Annotated in this window: 16 protein-coding genes; 14 read left to right on the top strand and 2 right to left on the bottom strand. The window is 42.3% G+C overall.

The window, feature by feature from the left end:
• The first annotated feature begins 72 nt into the window (after positions 1-72).
• From PCY17_RS02105 to PCY17_RS02090, 4 genes are all read left to right on the top strand, one after another.
• Positions 73-5580, top strand: coding sequence for a ZmpA/ZmpB/ZmpC family metallo-endopeptidase (locus tag PCY17_RS02105; protein WP_301391119.1), 5508 nt, complete (start codon positions 73-75; stop codon positions 5578-5580).
• A gap of 151 nt (positions 5581-5731) precedes the next feature.
• Positions 5732-6112, top strand: a complete 381-nt coding sequence (locus PCY17_RS02100; RefSeq protein WP_125414773.1) for a hypothetical protein — start codon at positions 5732-5734, stop codon at positions 6110-6112.
• A 365-nt stretch (positions 6113-6477) separates the two neighbouring features.
• Positions 6478-6732: a hypothetical protein gene (locus PCY17_RS02095; protein ID WP_033630067.1), complete on the top strand. Its 255-nt coding sequence runs from the start codon at positions 6478-6480 to the stop codon at positions 6730-6732.
• 163 nt (positions 6733-6895) lie between these two features.
• A complete protein-coding gene (locus PCY17_RS02090) occupies positions 6896-7588 on the top strand; it encodes a phosphoglycerate mutase (protein ID WP_000240130.1) in 693 nt (230 codons plus the stop codon).
• A gap of 123 nt (positions 7589-7711) precedes the next feature.
• Here the strand turns inward: PCY17_RS02090 and PCY17_RS02085 are convergent, their stop codons facing one another.
• The gene (locus tag PCY17_RS02085; protein ID WP_288203013.1) at positions 7712-8284 is read right to left on the bottom strand and encodes a TetR/AcrR family transcriptional regulator; all 573 of its coding nucleotides are present in this window, start codon (positions 8282-8284) and stop codon (positions 7712-7714) included.
• 141 nt (positions 8285-8425) lie between these two features.
• On the opposite strand from PCY17_RS02085, the gene PCY17_RS02080 reads away from it, so the two are divergent.
• The 7 genes from PCY17_RS02080 (at position 8426) to PCY17_RS02050 (ending at position 16260) form a co-directional block, all read left to right on the top strand.
• Positions 8426-9127, top strand: coding sequence for an ABC transporter ATP-binding protein (locus PCY17_RS02080; protein ID WP_216728708.1), 702 nt, complete (start codon positions 8426-8428; stop codon positions 9125-9127).
• A 1-nt stretch (position 9128) separates the two neighbouring features.
• Positions 9129-11828, top strand: a complete 2700-nt coding sequence (locus tag PCY17_RS02075) for an FtsX-like permease family protein (protein WP_251463662.1) — start codon at positions 9129-9131, stop codon at positions 11826-11828.
• Positions 11829-11972: 144 nt separating this feature from the next.
• Positions 11973-12242 (top strand): 30S ribosomal protein S15, encoded by a 270-nt coding sequence (rpsO, locus tag PCY17_RS02070; RefSeq protein ID WP_001018251.1) that lies wholly within the window; start codon positions 11973-11975, stop codon positions 12240-12242.
• A 511-nt stretch (positions 12243-12753) separates the two neighbouring features.
• Positions 12754-13800, top strand: coding sequence for an iron ABC transporter permease (locus tag PCY17_RS02065; RefSeq protein WP_000949329.1), 1047 nt, complete (start codon positions 12754-12756; stop codon positions 13798-13800).
• Position 13801: 1 nt separating this feature from the next.
• Positions 13802-14557: an ABC transporter ATP-binding protein gene (locus PCY17_RS02060; RefSeq protein WP_000364129.1), complete on the top strand. Its 756-nt coding sequence runs from the start codon at positions 13802-13804 to the stop codon at positions 14555-14557.
• Positions 14558-14576: 19 nt separating this feature from the next.
• Positions 14577-15587: an ABC transporter substrate-binding protein gene (locus PCY17_RS02055; protein ID WP_301391110.1), complete on the top strand. Its 1011-nt coding sequence runs from the start codon at positions 14577-14579 to the stop codon at positions 15585-15587.
• Positions 15568-16260 (top strand): alpha/beta hydrolase-fold protein, encoded by a 693-nt coding sequence (locus PCY17_RS02050; protein ID WP_070657411.1) that lies wholly within the window; start codon positions 15568-15570, stop codon positions 16258-16260. Before PCY17_RS02055 ends, PCY17_RS02050 begins: the two co-directional genes overlap by 20 nt.
• Positions 16261-16302: 42 nt before the next feature.
• On the opposite strand, the gene PCY17_RS02045 is transcribed toward PCY17_RS02050, so the two are convergent.
• Entirely contained in the window at positions 16303-17052 is a 750-nt protein-coding gene (locus PCY17_RS02045; protein ID WP_070657413.1) for a 1-acyl-sn-glycerol-3-phosphate acyltransferase, read from the bottom strand.
• Positions 17053-17184: 132 nt separating this feature from the next.
• Here PCY17_RS02045 and PCY17_RS02040 point away from each other — a divergent pair, with 132 nt between their 5' ends.
• The 3 genes from PCY17_RS02040 (at position 17185) to PCY17_RS02030 (ending at position 21084) form a co-directional block, all read left to right on the top strand.
• Complete coding sequence (locus PCY17_RS02040; protein WP_301391106.1) at positions 17185-19521, top strand: cation-translocating P-type ATPase; 2337 nt, start codon at positions 17185-17187, stop codon at positions 19519-19521.
• Between the two features lie 101 nt (positions 19522-19622).
• Positions 19623-20300: a tRNA (adenine(22)-N(1))-methyltransferase TrmK gene (locus tag PCY17_RS02035; RefSeq protein ID WP_049479538.1), complete on the top strand. Its 678-nt coding sequence runs from the start codon at positions 19623-19625 to the stop codon at positions 20298-20300.
• A complete protein-coding gene (locus PCY17_RS02030) occupies positions 20287-21084 on the top strand; it encodes a Nif3-like dinuclear metal center hexameric protein (RefSeq protein ID WP_084944952.1) in 798 nt (265 codons plus the stop codon). The genes PCY17_RS02035 and PCY17_RS02030 overlap by 14 nt, the downstream gene beginning before the upstream one ends.
• The last annotated feature ends 6 nt before the right edge of the window (positions 21085-21090 follow it).

Below are 21090 nucleotides of genomic sequence, written 5' to 3'. Positions count from 1 at the left end.
TGTGAAATACCTATATCAAAATATAATGCTAGTTATTTTCTTGATAGAAGGTAAAAGTTGAGAGGATTTAAAATGAAAAAGTTTTTTGGAGAGAAGCAGCATCGTTTCTCCTTACGAAAATTAGCAATTGGACTTGTGTCAGCTTCGATTTCAAGCCTATTTTTTGTGTCCATTGCGAGCAGTGGGACCGTATTTGCTCAAGAAAATGCCGCTATTCACTACAAATATGTGACGGATACAGAGCTGAGTGGGCAAGAAAAGGACTTGATTGTAAAGGACATTCCTAAAATTGCGGAAGATAGTGAGAGCACCTATTATCTAGTCTACCGTATGGATGAGAAAGCTCAGCTAGGTCAGTTGCCCAATACAGGTGGGCAGAATAGCCTTACTAGCGTTTTAACTGGTGGAGTTCTGGCTTCGATTGGTTTCCTTATTTTTGTCGTATCGAAAAAGAAAGGCAAAAAGAAAGCTCTCTTGAAAGTTGTCTTGATAACAGGGATGGGCAGTGGTTTGGCTTCTTCAGTTCAGGCTATCGAAAATCAACTTTTGATCCAGTACAATCAGGAATACCAATTATCCCAAGGAGATAGTCTGCCTTTGCCACGTGCCTTATCAGGTTATACTTATCTAGGCTATATTAAGCAAGACAAAGAGATTAATCAGCAAGAAACTGCTGCTAGGGATCAGAAACTTGACTATACAGTTCAACCTCATTTCCAAGCCAACGAAGGTGGACAAAAGGCAGGAGATGAGCAGAAAGCTCCGTCTTCAACAAGCCCTGCAGACAAGACAATCCCTTCTCAAGATTTATCTAATCAAAAGCCGTCTGGTATTGCTAGTGTAGATCCTCAAGACGAAGTCTTGGCTGGTCGCGTGAATAAACCAGAGCTCTTATACAAAGACCAAGAGATTGTAACCAAACTAGATGTTTCAGAAGTGGTGCAGGAAAATCCAGAACTAACAGAGGGAACCATCCATGTCAAACAAGAAGGTCGTGCTGGGAAGAAGATTGAGCTTGTTCGCATTTTCACTGTTGAAAACCAAGAAATTTCTAGGGAAGTTCTCTCGACTAAGGTAGAAGAAGCCTTGCCACGTATAGTAGAAAAAGGGACTAAGAAGGCAGTTGTGCCGAGTGAAGCACCTCAGTCTGCAAAAAAGGGAAAGCCTGAGACGCAGGCTCCATTACCAGAATATACAGGCGAGCAAGCGGGAGCGGTTGTAGCCCCAGAGACAGCTGAAAAACCAGAATATACAGGCACCCAAGCAGGAGCAGTCGTTGAACCCGAGCAAGTCGCTCCACTACCTGAGTATCAGGGAACTCAAGCTGGTGCCATCGTTGAACCGGAAAAAGTTGAGCCAGAGGTTGGGGGCGTCCAGTCTGGGGCTTTGGTGGAACCAGCAACAACTGACAAACCAGCCTATACAGGCGAGCAGTCTGGAGCAATCGTAGAGCCTGAAAAGGTACCATCGACACAAGAGTATACAGGAACTCAAGCTGGAGCGATTGTTGACCCTGAGATAGCTGAAAAACCAGAATATACAGATACTCAATCAGGTGCGATTGTGGAACCTGAGACTCAATCTTCCTTACCAGAATATACAGGAACTCAAGCAGGAGCCATCGTTGAACCGGAACAAGTCGCTCCTCTTCCAGAATATACTGGCAATACCGAGCAAGTAAAACCGGAAACTCCGACAGAAAAACCAAAAGAAAAAGATCCAGAGAAGACGCTTGAGCTAAGAAACGTTTCGGATCTGGAGTTGTATAGTCAGACCAATGGCACTTACAAACAACACGTTTCTTTAGACGGTGTTCCAAGTAATCCAGACACTTACTTTGTCAAGGTTAAATCTTCGTCGTTTAAAGATGTCTATCTACCAGTCACTTCAATAACGGCTGAAACGAAAGATGGTCAGCCAGTTTATAAAATCACAGCCAAGGCTGAGAAACTCCAGCAAGAGCTAGAAAATAAATATGTCGATAATTTCACCTTCTACCTAGCTAAGAAGGCAACAGAGGAAACGACAACCTTTACTTCCTTTAGCAACCTAGTCAAAGCTATCAAGCAGAATCTCTCTGGAACTTATCATTTAGCAGCTAGTTTGAATGCCAACGAAGTGGAGTTGGGACCTGATGATAGATCCTACATCAAGGGAACCTTTACTGGTCAGTTGATCGGTGAAAAAGATGGCAAGCAGTATGCTATTTACAACTTGAAAAAACCACTGTTTGAAACCTTGAGTAGTGCCACAGTAGAAAAATTGAGTCTGAAAAATGTCTCTATTTCAGGGAAAGATGATATCGGTTCACTGGCCTATGAAGCCCAGAATGGTACAAAGATTCAGCAAGTTCACGTTGATGGTGTTCTGGCTGGTGAACGTGGTATCGGTGGTTTGCTGGCTAAGGCGGATCAATCAAGCATCACAGAGAGCAGTTTCAAGGGAAGAATTATCAACACTTATGAAACGACTGCTGCCTACAATATCGGTGGTCTGGTCGGTCATTTGACAGGAAACAAGGCTTTGCTGACGAAGTCAAAAGCGACAGTAGCCATTTCGTCCAACACAAATAGTTCAGATCAGACAGTGGGTGGTCTTGCAGGTCTAGTAGATCAGGATGCACAAATCCAAGATAGCTATGCTGAGGGCGATATTAATAATGTCAAGCACTTTGGTAGAGTCGCGGGAGTAGCAGGCTATTTGTGGGATCGAAAAACTAATGAGGAACAGCATGCTGGAAGATTGACCAATGTTCTCAGTGATGTCAATGTAACCAACGGAAATGCCATTACCGGTTACCACTATAATGGAATGAAGGTGAAGGACACATTCAGCAGCAAGGCGAACAGAGTCTACAATGTCACTATGGTCAAGGATGAGGTCGTCAGCAAGGAATCCTTTGAAGAAAGAGGGACAATGCTAGATGCTTCCCAAATCGAAAGCAAAAAAGTAGCCATCAATCCTCTCACTCTACCAACAGTGGAGCCCCTCTCAACAAGTGGCAAGAAGGACAGTGATTTTTCTAAGGTGGCCCATTATCAAGCTAAGCGCGCCTTGGCTTATAAAAACATTGAAAAATTGCTACCTTTCTACAACAAGGCAACCATCGTCAAATATGGAAATCTAGTAAAAGAAAGCAGTAGTTTATATCAAAAAGAACTCTTGTCAGCAGTCATGATGAAGGATGACCAAGTCATCACAGACATTGTTTCTAACAAAGAGACTGCAAACAAACTCTTGCTTCACTACAAGGACCATTCATCTGAGAAGATCGATCTCAAGTACCAGGCTGATTTTGCCAAATTAGCGGAATATAGTCTAGGAAATACGGGTCTTCTCTATACGCCAAACCAATTCTTGTATGACCAATCTTCTATCATCAAGCAAGTCTTACCTGACTTACAAAAGGTGGACTATCATTCAGAAGCCATCAGAAAGACGCTCGGTATTTCTCCAAACGTTAAGCAGACTGAGCTCTATCTAGAAGACCAGTTTGCCAAAACAAAACAACATCTGGAAGACAGTTTGAAAAAACTCTTGTCAGCAGATGCTGGACTTGCTGGTGATAACCCAATTACCAAGGGCTACCTTGTAGATAAAATCAAACGCAACAAGGAAGCCTTGCTACTTGGTATGGCGTATCTGGAACGTTGGTATAACTTTAGCTATGGTCAGGTGAATGTCAAAGACCTAGTTCTGTACCATCTGGACTTCTTTGGAAAGGGAAATGCTTCACCACTAGATACTCTGATTGAGTTGGGTAAATCTGGCTTTAACAATCTTCTAGCTAAGAATAATGTCGATACTTATGGTATCAGTCTTGCCAGCCAGCATGGAACGACAGATTTGTTTAGCACTTTAGAACATTACCGAAAAGTCTTTCTATCAAATACTAGCACTAATGACTGGTTTAAATCAGAGACCAAGGCTTATATCGTCGAAGAAAAATCCACTATCGAAGAGGTGAAAACAAAGCAAGGACAGGCTGGCACCAAGTATTCTATCGGTGTCTATGACCGCATCACGAGTGCCACATGGAAATACCGCAATATGGTCTTGCCTCTCCTAACCTTGCCAGAGAGATCTGTCTTTGTCATCTCGACCATGTCTAGTCTAGGATTTGGAGCTTATGATCGCTACCGCAATAGCGAGCATAGAGCAGGCAAGGCTCTTAATGACTTTGTCGAAGAAAATGCGCGTGAAACAGCCAAACGTCAGCGAGATCACTACGATTATTGGTATCGCATTTTAGATGAACAGTCACGTGAAAAACTCTATCGTACCATCTTGCTTTATGATGCTTATAAGTTTGGCGATGACACAACCTCTGGAAAAGCTACAGTGGAGGCTAAGTTTGATAGTTCCAATCCAGCCATGAAGAACTTCTTTGGCCCAGTTGGCAATAAGGTAGTACACAACCAGCATGGAGCTTACGCAACAGGGGATGGCGTCTACTATATGTCTTACCGTATGTTGGACAAGGATGGAGCCATTACTTATACCCATGAAATGACCCATGATTCCGATCAGGATATCTACCTTGGCGGCTATGGTCGAAGAAGTGGCTTGGGACCAGAGTTCTTCGCAAAAGGCTTATTGCAAGCCCCTGACCAACCAAGTGACTCAACCATTACCATCAATTCTATCTTGAGACACTCAAAATCAGATAGTACAGAGGGCTCCCGTCTGCAAGTCTTGGATCCGACAGAGAGATTCCAAAACGCAACAGATCTTCAGAACTATGTCCACAACATGTTTGATCTTATCTACATGCTGGAATACCTCGAAGGGCAATCAATCGTTAACAAACTAAATGTTTACCAGAAAATGGCGGCTCTCAGAAAAATTGAGAACAAGTATGTGAAAGATCCAGCAGATGGAAATGAGGTTTACGCCACTAACGTAGTCAAAGAATTGACAGAAGCAGAGGCTCGAAACCTGAATAGTTTTGAAAGTTTGATTGACCATAACATCTTATCAGCTCGTGAGTACCAGTCTGGCGACTATGAACGAAATGGCTACTATACGATTAAACTCTTTGCCCCAATCTTTTCAGCTCTCAGCAGTGAGAAAGGCACGCCAGGGGACCTTATGGGACGTCGGATCGCTTACGAACTTTTGGCTGCCAAAGGCTTTAAGAATGGAATGGTACCTTATATCTCAAACCAATACGAAGAAGTTGCCAAACAAAAAGGTAAAACCATCAATCTCTATGGTAAAGAACGCGGATTGGTGACAGATGAACTTGTATTGGACAAGGTGTTTGAAGGCAGGTATGCATCTTGGGCTGCCTTTAAGAAAGCCATGTATAAAGAACGTGTGGATCAGTTTGAAAACTTGAAGCAAGTGACCTTCAAAGATCCGACGCAATCATGGATGAGCAATGCCACGAAAACCATTCAAAGAGTAAAAGAATTGCAAGAACTGATGGACCAAGCTGTTTTACAGGATGCAGAAGGTACGCATTGGAGCAACTATAATCCAGAGTATGATAGTGCCGTTCATAAGTTGAAGAGAGCAATCTTTAAGGCCTATCTTGACCAAACAAACGACTTCAGAACCTCTATTTTTAAGAAATAAGGGGTGGAAAATGAAAAGGGAGGATCGACAGATCTTCTCTTTTTATGTTCGGATGTCTGAAAGCTGGCAGGCGATTTGTTTGTGACGGAGAAGGTCTTTTGTTTCTGGAGCAAATATGGTAGAATGATAGCTGCGAGAGAAGGAGGTTTTTATGGAGAGAGATAGATTGGTTCGACTCAATTGGAGACTGGGCATGGTGGCAGGAGTGACCTTGCTTTTGGGACCTGTCCTACGATTTTTGCTATCCTATACTGGGGCTCTCATCTATAAAGATCCCTCAAAGGTGCTGGTCGTCACGGTTGCCTTTTCCCTGCTCTTGACATTTTTTAAGATTTTGATGATTGCATTAGGGACCTTTATGCTAATCTATTTCGAAGAAGACCAACAACTTCGAAAGTTGCCTTCTATTTTATTTATCATTGGTGGCGTGCTGGGATTTCTTTCAGCGACCGAGTGGATAGGAGGATTTCTAATCATTAAAGGCGCTGTTTCTTTTTCTAAATTTTTGAAAGAAGTCCGTGGCCTTGTCTGATAGTCTAGTGAAACAATCCGTTTGAGGGTTGTTTTTTATTTAAAGAATTACCTGGCGAAAGAATATGTTAGCAAAATGCTTTTTTATAAGAAAACATGATGTAATACAACTTGAAAAAATAAAAGGAGAATATTATGAAATAATCTTTCATTACATCGTATTTAACATTCTATTTAAAAGCTTCCATTACTTTAGAGGGAGTCTTTATAAAAACTTCTAACCCTAATACTATTTTAAAAGTTATCCCACTGGGTTCTCAAAATAAAACAATTCCTGTTGATCAAGTTGCAAGTGTAGATAGTTCATTTCGTCTTGATTTCAAATCATTTGCTTGGGGTATCATTTTCGCTCTTATTGGCCTTTCAATGATGCAAAATTCATTTATCGGAGGATTGATATTAGCGGCTTATGATGTATTAACAGTGCTAAGCGCTTTTCAGACTCTACTAGTTTTGCATCTTACTTCTGGTGGAACACATGTTGTCAGTGTGGTAGTATTTGAAAAAGCTAATCTTGAAAATTGCAAAGAAACAATTGAAGGTCTAATTCATAATCGTTACAATGATACTAATGTAACTAAGAATACTGATCGTATAATTGATGCTTTAAATAACAAATAATTGCAATCGTTTCTTGATTGAATATCGCGAAATAATAATAACTAGATGAGAGGACACTGTTCTCTCTTTTTAGTTGATTTTAACTAGCTTTTTTATGAAAAATTGTGTAAAATAGAATAGATAAACGAGGGAAACCTCGAAAAATAAAAGGAGAATCCATCTAATGGTAAAATTGGTTTTTGCTCGCCACGGTGAGTCTGAATGGAACAAAGCTAACCTTTTCACTGGTTGGGCTGATGTTGATTTGTCTGAAAAAGGTACACAACAAGCGATTGACGCTGGTAAATTGATCAAAGAAGCTGGTATCGAATTTGACCAAGCTTACACTTCAGTATTGAAACGTGCAATCAAAACAACAAACTTGGCTCTTGAAGCTTCTGACCAATTGTGGGTTCCAGTTGAAAAATCATGGCGCTTGAACGAACGTCACTACGGTGGTTTGACTGGTAAAAACAAAGCTGAAGCTGCGGAACAATTTGGTGATGAGCAAGTTCACATCTGGCGTCGTTCATACGATGTATTGCCTCCAAACATGGATCGTGATGATGAGCATTCAGCACACACTGACCGTCGTTACGCTTCACTTGACGACTCAGTTATCCCAGATGCTGAAAACTTGAAAGTGACTTTGGAACGTGCCCTTCCATTCTGGGAAGACAAAATCGCTCCAGCACTTAAAGATGGTAAAAACGTATTCGTAGGAGCTCACGGTAACTCAATCCGTGCCCTTGTAAAACACATCAAACGCTTGTCAGATGATGAAATCATGGACGTGGAAATCCCTAACTTCCCACCATTGGTATTCGAATTTGACGAAAAATTGAATGTAGTTTCTGAATACTACCTTGGAAAATAATTTATAAACAGAAAGCCTAGGATTCCTAGGCTTTTTTGTATCTAAGTTAAAAAAAGGCAATTTAGCTAATTGAAAAAGTATAAAATGAGAGGAAGCAGTTTATACTGTAGTGGGGTGGATGAATTAATCTTCTTTTGATGCGTAGCGCCAATGTTCGTAGTTATAGGTTGATAAGATTATATCCGTGATTTCTTCCGGTTCTTCTTGAGCTCCTACAGCAATCCAAAGAGAAATAATCCCTTCAATACTTGATAAGAAGATTTCCAAAGCGTATTTGTGAGGAATTTGGAAGTTTTCTGATAAGAAATGACGAGTCGTTTCTTTTTTATTTTCAGTTAGAATAATGCTACTTAGAAATTCACGAATTGCACCACGAAAGTCTATGTAATGACTTTGGGACAAGGCGTTAATAAGGCGTTCGTTCGAACGTAATATATAGAAGTTGGCTAACATAAACTTTCTAGGCGATTCTCTTTCTTTTTCTAAAAAAATGTAGAGCTGGGAAATAATTTCACTTTTAAAACTGTCAATCATTTGATATTTGTCTTCATAGTGTAGATAGAAAGTTCCCCTATTAATTCCTGCCCGTTTACAGAGCTTACTAATTGATATATTTTCAAATTTATCCTCTGATAGCAGCTGAATCAAAGCTTCTTTGATGTCTTCCTTAGTAGTAGTTTTTCGTTTCTGAACCATTTTATCTTCCTTTTTATTAAATCAACACTTTGTTGATTTTTGATTATTGCTTTTTGACTTAGCCCATTATATAATATTTGTGATTTAGAATCAACATCTTGTTGATTTAAGAAAACGAGCTTTGAAAAGGAGATAAACGATATGGCTTATATTGAAATGAAACACAGCTACAAGCGTTACCAGGTTGGGGATACGGAGATTGTGGCTAATCGTGATGTGAATTTTGAAATTGAAAAGGGGGAGCTGGTCATTATCCTTGGTGCTTCTGGTGCTGGAAAATCAACGGTTCTCAATCTCCTAGGAGGTATGGATACCAATGATGAGGGAGAGATTTGGATTGATGGTGCCAATATTGCCAACTATAGTTCGCACCAACGAACAAACTATCGTCGTGAAGATGTAGGCTTTGTTTTTCAATTTTACAATCTGGTCTCCAATCTGACAGCCAAGGAAAATGTGGAATTGGCCTCAGAAATCGTGACAGATGCCTTGGATCCAGAGCAGGTTTTGACAGATGTAGGGCTAGGTCATCGCCTCAATAACTTTCCAGCCCAGCTTTCTGGAGGGGAGCAACAGCGAGTCTCCATTGCACGCGCTGTAGCTAAGAATCCTAAAATTCTCCTTTGTGATGAACCGACAGGTGCCTTGGATTACCAGACAGGGAAGCAAGTCTTGAAAATTCTCCAAGACATGTCTCGTCAAAAAGGAGCAACGGTGATTATCGTGACCCACAATGGTGCGCTAGCTCCTATTGCAGATCGCGTGATTCATATGCGCGATGCTACAGTTATGAACATGACGATCAATGAGCATCCACAGGATATCGATATATTGGAGTATTAGCATGAAAAAAACATATCGGAAAGACCTATTTCAGTCAGTGACGACTTCAAAGGGACGCTTTGTTTCTATCTTGACCTTGATGATGCTGGGTTCTTTAGCCCTAGTAGGTCTTAAAGTAGCCAGTCCAAACATGGAACGCACGGCAGGGGATTATCTCCGTAAAGCCAATACCCTGGATCTGGCCGTAATAGCTGATTATGGCTTGGACAAAGAAGACCAAGACGAACTAAAGACCCTTCAAGGAGCAAGTGTTGAGTTTGGCTATATGGCAGACCTAACCGTTGAAAATGGTGAGGAAGCAGTTCGACTTTATTCCAAACCAGAGAGCATTTCAACCTTTCAAGTGACAGAAGGGCGACTGCCAGAAGCTGATGAGGAAATTGCCTTAGCTGATTTCTGGAAAGACCGCTATCAGATTGGGCAGACCATTACCTTTACTAAGAAAGAAGAAAAGTCCATCGTAAAATCCCAAACTTTTACAATTACTGGATTTGTTCAGTCGGGTGAGATTCTTTCTAAAGAAGATTTAGGAAGTGCTAGTAGTGGAAATGGCAACCTGACTGGCTATGGAGTAATTTTACCCAGTCAGTTTGACTCAGATGTTTATAGTATTGCGCGTGTGCGCTATGATGATTTAAAAAACCTGGATGCTTTTTCATCAGACTATAGGACCAAACGAACCCAACATCAGGAAGAGTTGCAAGATTTGCTAGCCGATAATGGTCAAAAAAGATTGGCAGGTATCAAAGTAAATGGGCAAAAGAGCTTGGAAGAGGGGAAAGAACAGCTCCAAACTGCTGAAAGCAACTTTCAAAATGGCAAGAGTCAGTTAGAGCAGGCCGAAAGTCGCTTGAAAACGCAAGAAGAACAAGCGACCGCTTTACCAGAACCGCAAAAGAGTCAAATCAAGGGACATCTGACAAAAGCTAAGGAAGAACTGGCGACTAAAAAAGAAAAACTGGCTCAGACAGAGAGTGATCTAACTAAGGAAAAAGAGAAGCTTGAACAGCGTCAGAAAGAGCTTGATGAACTGGCAGAGCCGAAATACCACGTATACAATCGCCAAACCATACCAGGCGGACAAGGTTACCTCATGTACAGCAATGTATCAACAAGTATCCGTTCTATCGGCAATATTTTCCCAGTGGTGCTATATATGGTCGCTGCGATGGTGACCTTTACAACGATGACTCGCTTTGTAGACGAAGAGCGCACCAATGCAGGCATTTTCAAGGCCTTGGGTTACCGCAACCGAGATATTGTTGCCAAGTTTGTCCTCTATGGTTTTCTTGCAGGAACTGTGGGAACCCTTATAGGAACACTTCTTGGACATTATCTTCTTGCAGGGGTGATTTCAGATGTTATAACAGCTGGGATGGTTGTTGGAAAAAGTCACGAGTATTTCTATTGGTCTTATAGTCTCCTTGCCCTAGCTTTAAGTTGGGTATCCAGCGTTTTGCCGGCTTATCTGGTAGCGCGGAGGGAATTACACGATGAAGCAGCCCAACTCTTACTTCCCAAACCTCCCGTTAAGGGATCAAAGATTTTGCTGGAACGCCTGAGCTTTATTTGGAGTCGTTTGAGTTTTACTCATAAGGTTACGGCAAGAAATATCTTTCGTTATAAGCAACGGATGTTGATGACCATTTTTGGAGTTGCAGGTTCAGTTGCTCTCCTATTTGCAGGTCTTGGCATTCAGTCATCTGTGGGAGGAGTTGTCGAGCGCCAATTTGAACAAATCCAGCAATACCAGATGATTGTAGCGGAAAAGAGCAGTGCGAGTGAGCAAGAAAAAGCAGATTTAGAAACCGCCTTGCAGGCTGAATCTATCTATGCTTATCAAAAGATTTACTCTAAATCCATTGAAAAAGATTTCAAAGGAAAAGCAGGACTTCAAACCATCACTATGATGGTTACTAGTGGAGAAGACTTTAAGCCTTTTATCATATTAGAGGAAAATGGGCGAGAGGTGCAGGTCACCGATGGAGCGGTCGTGAGTCAAAAATTAGCCCAACTAGCAGGTGTTACGGTTGGAGATGAGCTAGAGCTTGATGGGAAGGAAATCAAGGTCGCGGCTATTTCTGAAAACTACGTTGGACACTTTGTTTATCTCAAACGAGCGACTTACGAACAAGTCTATGGACCCAGTCCGCAAGACAATACCTACCTAGTAAAATTAAAAGACCCAACACCTTCCAATACGGAGAAAGAAGCGGCTATTTTCATGGAAAAAGCTACTGTTTCTGGGGTCGTCCAAAATGCAACGGCTATCCACCTCTTTGAATCTGTAGCCAATTCTCTCAATAAAACCATGGCAATCCTTGTCCTTGTTTCCGTCTTACTAGCCATTGTCATTCTTTACAATCTCACGAATATCAATGTGGCAGAACGTATCCGCGAACTTTCCACTATTAAGGTTCTCGGTTTCCACAATAAAGAAGTGACCCTCTATATCTACCGCGAGACTATGGTGCTGTCCCTTGTGGGGATTGTTCTAGGTTTGGTAGCTGGCTACTATTTACATCAATTTTTGATACAAATGATTTCACCTGCCCCCATACTTTTTTATCCACAAGTCAGCTGGGAAGTCTATGCGCTTCCAATCGTCGCAGTGACTGTAATCTTAGCCTTATTAGGCCTATTTGTCAATCACCACTTGAGAAAAGTAGATATGCTTGAAGCCCTGAAATCAGTAGAGTAATTCACGGGTTTAAACAGTAAATCAGTTGACAAAGTCTCTGCTTCTTGGTAGAATAAGAACTGTCGTAAAGACAAATAACTTCTTCTTGGTTACAGGCATGCCAACCTGTCACTCGGATGAAGCCAAATAAAAAGGAGAAAAATCATGGCAATCTCAAAAGAGAAAAAAAATGAAATCATCGCACAATATGCACGTCACGAAGGTGATACAGGTTCAGTAGAGGTTCAAGTTGCTGTCCTTACTTGGGAAATCAACCACCTTAACGAACACATCAAACAACACAAAAAAGACCACGCTACTTACCGTGGATTGATGAAGAAAATCGGTCGCCGTCGTAACTTGCTTGCATACTTGCGTAAAAACGACGTTAACCGTTACCGTGAGTTAATCAACTCTCTCGGACTTCGTCGTTAATCTTGCGTCTAAAACGTTTCTATACTTCGTTGTCTTCGCCTCAATGTACCATCAGTACAATCTTCGGCTTGTCGCCTAGTCTATAAACGTTTTATCCAGCAAGAATAAAGCTCTCTGATTTCAGAGGGCTTTTTGTTTTTATCCGCTTGCTTAGGCCGTGTTCAATTGAGCATATCTTGATAATGAAGCTACTCTAAATTGGGTAGCTTTTTTACTTTTTTCACCCTACCTCGATATACTCAAGTATTATCTTCGGTTACGGTTCCTAGCACTGTAAGCTAAAATAAACCAGATCATCTCTCTTCGGGGAGATTTTTTATTTTCACTAGTTTTATAGTACAATCTTCGGCTTGTCGCCTAGTCTATAAACGTTTTAGCCCGAGCTCAAATCAGCTCTCTGACTTCAGATGGCTTTTTCTATATATATTTACATCCTTGTTCATCTAATAGAAATATGGTATACTTTTCATGAGAATTTTCTAAATTTTTAATTTTGTTTAAGGAGGTTTTCATGCTTTCCAAATTTTCTGGAAGCCGACGGGACCTGCAATTTGTGTTACTTTTAGGTATTTTGCTAGCTACTTTAGGGATTTCCCTCTTTCTAGCAGTTTCAATGGGATCCGTTGCGATTGCTCTAGGAGATACCTATCGGATTATTTTGAGTAGGTTGGGGTTTCCGCTTGAGATAGGAGAGGTTTCTAAGTCCACTCTTGCCATTGTATGGAATATGAGATTCCCCCGAGTATTACTCGGTCTGATAGTAGGGGCTGGTCTTTCCATGTGTGGCAGTGTGATGCAGTCCACAGTGAACAATCCCATTGCTGAGCCCTATGTCTTAGGAATCTCTGCGGGTGCGACTTTGGGTGCAACCTTGAGCATTATTCTTGGTTTAAAAGTGGTGATTAGCCTTGGAGCTTTTCTTGGAGCTATTTTGGCAACAATTGCTGTCCTCATCATTGCCTCTATGCAGGGAAGGATGACGACTTCTAGTCTGATCTTATCAGGAACGGTGGTCAATGCTCTCTTTCTGGCTTTTTCCAACTTTATCATCTCTGTTGGCGCTAATGCAGACAGTGTGATGACCATTAAGTTTTGGACCATGGGTTCGCTTGCTGGAACTACTTGGTCTGACTTAGTCCTGCCAACTATAGTAGTAGGATTGGCCCTTCTATTTTTCTCTACCCAGTATCGTGTTTTTAATGCGATGATGATGGGAGATGAGGCTGCTTTAACTTTGGGAATTCCCTTACGCTTCTATTGGTATCTTTATGTGACCATGGTGGCTGTGCTGACAGCAGTCTTAGTGGCAACCTGTGGGATTATTGGATTTGTTGGTCTCATTACTCCTCACTTAGCTCGAGGGTTAGTAGGAACGAATTACAGGAGACTTTTTCCCGTTGCGACCTTACTGGGTGCCCTCTTTGTCGTCTGGGCAGATGTACTTTCTCGTGTCATTATTCCAAATGCTGAGCTTCCAATTGGTATTTTCACAGCCTTAGTAGGTGCTCCCTTCTTTATCTACATTGTTGGAGGTAGGCGAAGGGAGGTGAGGGCCTGATATGGACTTGATTTGTCAGGATGTCCACTTTGGACTAGGAGAGAAAAAAATCCTCAAAGGAGTTTCTCTTAAGGTTGAGGGGTATCAATTTCACACGATACTAGGGCCAAATGGAAGTGGAAAAACCAGCCTGCTTAAACTCCTCTATCGTCAGGAAAAGGCGGACAAAGGCTTGATAAGCCTAGATGGAAAGCCGCTGGAGCATTGGTCACTCAAAGAAACAGCTAAGCAAATGGCGGTCGTCACCCAGTTCAATCAATTGCAGTTTGATTGTACAGTTGAGGAAATCGTCTTGCTGGGAAGAACGCCTCACCTCTCTTTTTTACAGAAAGAAAAGGAAAGGGATTATGCCCTCGTTCAAGATGCTCTCGTCAAGGTGGATATGCTTGAGAAGAAAACTCGTCTCTATTCGTCTCTTTCAGGTGGGGAGAAACAGCGAGTCTTATTAGCACGCGCCTTGGCGCAAGAACCGACTCTCTTGCTCCTGGACGAACCAACCAATCATCTAGATATCAAGTATCAGCTAGACTTGTTGGCCATTGTCAAGGATCTCAAGATCAATGTTCTAGCTGTCCTGCATGATATTCAACTTGCTTGTCGCTATTCGGATTATCTCTATCTGATGAAGGAGGGGGAAATCCTTTACCAAGGTACTCCAAAGGAGACCATCACCCCTGAGTCATTGCAAACTGTATATGGAGTTCAAAGTCAGGTTACTTGGACCGAGGATCAGCAAGCTATGATTCACTATTTATAAAAATGAAAAGGAAAACAAGATGAAAAAAACACTAAGCATTTTACTCGTAACAGTAGCTACCCTAACCATGGCAGCTTGTGGTAACACTACTACAGAAAAAGCTACCACACAGTCTAGCACAGAAACAAGTCAAAAGGCTAGCACAGAGACGACTTATCCACTCACGGTCAAGACATATGATACTAAGGGAAATGAAGTCGAACAAGTCTTTGACAAGGCACCTGAAAAAGTTATCACCAATAATCTTTCAACTACTGAAATTTTATTGGAGCTAGGCTTGAAGGATAAAATTGCTGGCATGCTCAACCCTGACAATGCTGTGACGGACAAATACAAGGACGCGATCGCGACGATTCCTCAAATTGGGGATAAAAAAACAGTCTCTCAAGAGACAGTCCTTTCTTATGAGCCAGATGCGGTGATGGGTCGAAACATGATGTTTTCTGAAAAATCCTTGGGAACAGTTAGCACTTGGAATGAAAACAAAATCCCAGTCTATACGCAAAAAGCTTCTCTCTCAACGATTCAGCAAGATTTGGGAAATATTGTAGAAGACGTTAAAAATCTTGGAATGATTTTCAATGTTCAGGACAAGGCTAATGAATACGCAACCCAATTACAAGCTAAAATTGACGCTGTTAAGAAAGCAAACCCAGCAAGCCAAGGTGAAAAGAAAAAGGCTTTGATTATGGTTGCTTATAACGACGAAACCTTCGGCGCTTACAAGTCTGCTTTGCAAGAGAGCCTACTAAATCAACTTGGTTATACCAATGTCGCAACGGGAACATCAGGCTTGACCTTGGAAAATCTCGTGTCAATGGATCCTGAGTTGATTATCTATGTGACCAGCGACCGCAATAAAAAATTGGATGCCAATGCAGTAGAGTTGATGAAGGCAAATGAAGTTTTAGAAAACGTTCCTGCAATTAAGAATCAAAAAATCATGACCATTTCTTACGATGAGTTGATGGACTATGGTCCAGCAGTGATTGATTCCCTTGAGAAAATCAATGACTTTATCAATAAATAATGAGTTTGATTGGGAAGGGATCCAAGTCAAGGTCAGCCTTCCTTCAACCTATGATCCCAATCAAATCTATCCAGCGATTCTCTTGAATGATGGAAACTTGAATTTTCTATCTTCCCTTTCAGAATCTGTGATTTTAGTGGGTTTGACTTCTGAAAATCGCCTAGATGACTACACTCCATGGAAGGCATCTGCTCTGAGAGATGGAGCTCCAGATTTTGGCGGTCAGGCGAAGGCCTATCATGGTCATTTATTTGGAGGTCTTTTAGACAGGTTGCAGTCGCTTTATCGCCTGGACAAAAATCGCCTTGCCTATGGAGGATACTCATTAGGTGGTTTGGCGGCAGTATACAGTCTTTTCTATTTTGACAAGGTCTCCTGTATCTTCTCTATCTGTGGTTCCTTTTGGTTTCCTGATTTTGTTTCTTTCTGTAAGGAAGAAAAGGTGAAAAATTTGGACTGTTTGCTGTATTTACAGAATGGTCAAACAGAAGGAGCCCATCATACCAATCGCTTGGCTCAAGCACCAGTCTACGCTGAGCAGATCCATACCAGTCTTCAGCAACGATATCCGACTGGTCAGTTTGTCTTTGATCCTTATGGACATCATGAGCAAGTGGCTGAGCGCTTTCTAGCCTTTTCCTGCTGGTTGGCCCAAAAATGGAAAATCGAATAAAAGAATTATCCCTTGGCTTTTGCCAAGGGATAATTGTATTTTTTAACCAAGAGACTCTCTCTTCTTATCTGGATTCCAGATAAAACTTGCGAAGAAGGTAAAGATAATCGTTAGGATACCAACAATCACAGCAAGGAAGAGGGCAGGGATGCGGACAAACCACCAGAGTGGATTTGGTTTTTTATCATTGTGCCATTGCTTGGTTTCTTCGTCTAAACGTTGGAATTCTGCTTGGATACGGTCTGCAACCATTTCAATCCCTTCATCATTCATTTTCTTGATGTCTGAGATATCGATAGGATTTCCAAAGTTCATATCCACACGTTCACGGCTAACCAAACCTTTTAAGGTCATGGGACCTGTGTAGGTGACCGGCATGATACGTACCTTGGCCATTTTGGCAATCAAGGCAACTCCACCCTTGACATCGTTTGAGTGACGGCTCCCGCTTGGGAACATGATGAGAGAGCGGTCGCTTTTTTTGAGGACGTTGATAGGGTACTTGATGGCAGAGGCATTAGGTTTTTCTCGGTCGATAGGAAAGGCGCCACACATACGGATCCACCAGCCAAAGATACGGTTGTTAAACAGTTCTTTTTTGGCCATAAAGATGAACTGTTTTGGCTTGGTCGCAAAAGCCATATATACAGGATCCCACCAAGTACGATGAGGAGCGACGAGGATATAGTTTTCGTCTCGGCTAGGGATTTTATCAGTATTGTGATAGTGGGCATTGCCATTGATGGACCACAAGATCAGCATGACTAGTCCACGCAAATAAGTATAAAACATGAGATCTCCTTCGATTGTATTGCTTTTATTATTATACCTTATCAAAAGACTACTGGCAAACTTTTTCAGTTATCAGCCAACAGTTTTAGATGGGATTAGAATTCTTTTAAAAAAAATGATATGATAGAATTTATGGATAAAAATAAGATTATGGGATTAACCCAAAGAGAAGTCAAGGAAAGACAGGCTCAAGGTTTGGTCAATGACTTTACCGCTTCAGCCAGTACCAGTACTTGGCAAATCTTCAAACGAAATGTTTTTACACTTTTTAACGCATTAAACTTTGCTATTGCCCTAGCGCTGGCCTTTGTTCAGGCTTGGAGCAATCTGGTCTTCTTTGCCGTTATTTGCTTTAATGCTTTTTCTGGGATTGTGACCGAGCTCCGGGCCAAACACATGGTGGACAAGCTCAATCTCATGACCAAGGAAAAAGTCAAAACCATTCGTGAGGGTCAAGAAGTTGCTCTCGATCCAGAAGAGTTGGTTCTAGGAGATGTCATTCGTTTGTCTGCTGGGGAGCAGATTCCTAGTGATGCTCTGGTTCTGGGAGGATTTGCGGAAGTCAATGAAGCCATGTTGACGGGTGAGAGTGATTTGGTGCAAAAAGAAGTGGATGCCTTGCTTTTATCAGGGAGTTTCCTAGCCAGTGGCGCAGTTTTGGCTCAAGTTCACCATGTCGGGGCAGACAACTATGCTTCCAAACTCATGCTGGAAGCTAAGACAGTGAAACCCATCAACTCTCGTATCATGAAATCACTGGACAAGCTAGCAGGCTTTACTGGGAAGATTATCATTCCCTTTGGTCTAGCTCTCCTCCTAGAAGCCTTGATGTTAAAAGGCTTGCCCCTCAAGTCTTCTGTAGTGAATACTTCGACAGCACTTTTGGGTATGTTGCCCAAGGGAATTGCCCTTTTGACCATCACTTCGCTCTTGACTGCGGTGATCAAGCTGGGCTTGAAAAAGGTCTTGGTGCAGGAGATGTACTCTGTTGAGACCTTGGCGCGCGTGGATATGCTCTGTCTGGACAAGACGGGAACCATCACTCAAGGAAAGATGCAGGTGGAGGCAGTTCTTCCGCTGACGGAAACGTATGGTGAAGAGGCTATTACTAACATTCTGACCAGCTACATAGCTCACAGTGAGGATAAAAATCCAACAGCCCAGGCTATTCGCCAGCGTTTTGTGGGAGAAATAGCCTATCGCATGCTTTCGAATCTTCCCTTCTCTAGCGACCGCAAGTGGGGAGCTATGGAGTTAGAAGGGCTAGGGACAGTTTTCTTAGGTGCGCCTGAGATGTTGTTGGACTCTGAAGTCCCAGAAGCTAGAGAGGCCTTGGAGAGAGGCTCGCGTGTTTTGGTCTTGGCCCTCAGTCAGGAAAAACTAGATCATCACAAACCACAGAAACCGTCTGACATTCAAGCCCTGGCCCTGCTGGAAATCTTGGATCCGATTCGAGAAGGAGCAGCTGAGACACTAGACTATCTTCGTTCCCAGGAAGTGGGACTCAAGATTATCTCTGGTGACAATCCCGTTACAGTTTCCAGCATTGCCCAGAAGGCTGGCTTTGCAGACTATCACAGCTATGTAGATTGCTCAAAAATCACGGATGAGGAATTGATGGCCATGGCTGAAGAGACAGCTATTTTCGGACGTGTTTCCCCTCATCAAAAGAAACTCATCATTCAAACGCTGAAAAAAGCAGGGCATACAACGGCTATGACAGGGGACGGAGTCAATGATATCCTGGCTCTTCGTGAGGCGGATTGTTCGATCGTAATGGCTGAAGGGGATCCGGCGACTCGTCAGATTGCCAATCTAGTTCTCTTGAACTCAGACTTTAATGATGTTCCTGAGATTCTCTTTGAAGGTCGTCGCGTGGTCAATAACATCGCCCATATCGCACCGATTTTCTTGATTAAGACCATCTATTCCTTCTTGCTTGCAGTCATCTGTATTGCCAGCGTTTTACTAGGACGGTCTGAGTGGATTTTGATTTTCCCTTTCATTCCAATCCAGATTACCATGATCGACCAATTCGTGGAAGGTTTCCCGCCATTCGTTCTGACCTTTGAGCGAAATATCAAACCTGTTGAGCCAAACTTCCTCAGAAGATCCATGCTTCGCGCCCTACCAAGCGCCCTCATGGTCGTCTTCAGCGTTCTTTTTGTGAAAATATTTGGAGCAAGTCAAGGTTGGTCTGAGTTAGAAATATCAACCCTCCTCTATTATCTTCTTGGGTCTATCGGTTTCTTATCTGTATTTAGAGCCTGTATGCCATTTACCCTCTGGCGTGTTCTCTTGATTGTCTGGTCTGTAGGAGGCTTCCTAGCCACAGCTCTCTTCCCAATGATTCAAAAGTTGCTTGAAATTTCGACACTTACAGGACAAACATTCCCTGTTTACCTTGTCATGATGGCTGTCTTTACTGTGATATTTATCTTAACCAGTCGTTATCAAGCTAGAAAATAAAGAAAGGCTGCAATCTGTGGATTGCGGTCTTTTTAGGTGCAAGATTGCTAGCTGAAGTATGGTATAATAAAAGGTAATAGAGTTTTGGAAAGTGAGAGAAGATGATTTCAAAGAGATTAGAATTGGTGGCGTCCTTTGTGCCACAAGGTGCCATTTTACTAGATGTAGGGAGTGACCATGCTTATCTGCCGATTGACTTGGTTGAAAGAGGAAAAATCAAAAGTGCCATTGCAGGGGAAGTGGTGGAAGGTCCTTACCAGTCTGCGGTTAAAAATGTTGAGGCTCACTGTCTAAAGGAGAAAATCCAAGTCCGTTTAGCCAATGGCTTAGCGGCATTTGAAGAGGTAGACCAAGTCTCCGTTATCACCATTGCTGGTATGGGTGGCCGTTTGATTGCTACGATCTTGGAGGAAGGTTTGGAAAAGCTAGCTAATGTAGAACGTTTGATCCTCCAGCCCAATAATCGTGAAGACGACTTGCGCATTTGGTTGCAAGACAATGGTTTTCAGATTGTAGCAGAAAGCATCCTAGAAGAAGCTGGCAAGTTCTACGAGATTTTGGTGGTGGAAGCGGGACAAATGAAGCTATCAGCCAGTGATGTTCGCTTTGGTCCCTTCTTGTCCAAAGAAGTCAGCCCAGTCTTTGTCCAAAAATGGCAAAAAGAAGCTGCTAAGTTAGAGTTTGCCCTTAATCAAATCCCAGAAAAAAATCTGGAGGAACGTCAAGTTCTAGTAGATAAAATTCAAGCCATCAAGGAGGTGCTCCATGTTAGCAAGTGAAGTAATTAACGCATATGAAGCCTTTTGCCCTCAGGAATTTTCCATGGAGGGTGACAGTCATGGTCTGCAAATCGGCACTTTGGACAAGGATATCCAAAGGGTCATGGTTGCCCTTGATATTCGTGAAGAGACGGTGGCAGAGGCCATTGAAAAGGGTGTGGACTTGATTATCGTTAAGCACGCGCCAATTTTCCGTTCCATCAAGGATCTGGTAGCCAGCCGTCCGCAAAATCAGATTTACATCGACCTTATCAAGCATGACATCGCCGTTTATGTCAGTCACACCAATATTGACATCGTTGAGAATGGTCTCAATGATTGGTTCTGCCAGATGCTAGGCATTGAGGAGACGACTTATCTCCAGGAAACAGGCCCAGAACGTGGGATTGGGCGTATTGGTGACATTCAACCTCAAACATATGAAGAATTTGCCAGTCATGTCAAGCAAGTCTTTGGTCTAGATAGCCTTCGAATGGTGCATTATCAAGAGAGTGATTTGAAGAAGGAAATTTCAAGAGTTGCCATTTGCGGTGGTAGTGGTCAGTCTTTCTATCCTGATGTTTTGGCAAAGGGGGCTGATGTCTATATTACTGGTGATATCTACTACCATACAGCACAGGATATGCTGTCTGATGGCTTGTTGGCGCTGGACCCGGGCCACTATATCGAAATTCTTTTTGTCGAAAAAATTGCAACACTTCTTGCCCAATGGAAGGCAGAAAAGGATTGGACCATTGATATCATACCTAGCCAAGCATCGACCAATCCTTTCCACCATATCTAGTTAGGA

It is taken from the genome of Streptococcus sp. SO2, from assembly GCF_030440025.1.
Note: the sequence above shows the minus strand (reverse complement) of the source record. Positions and strands in the feature narration are given on the sequence as shown.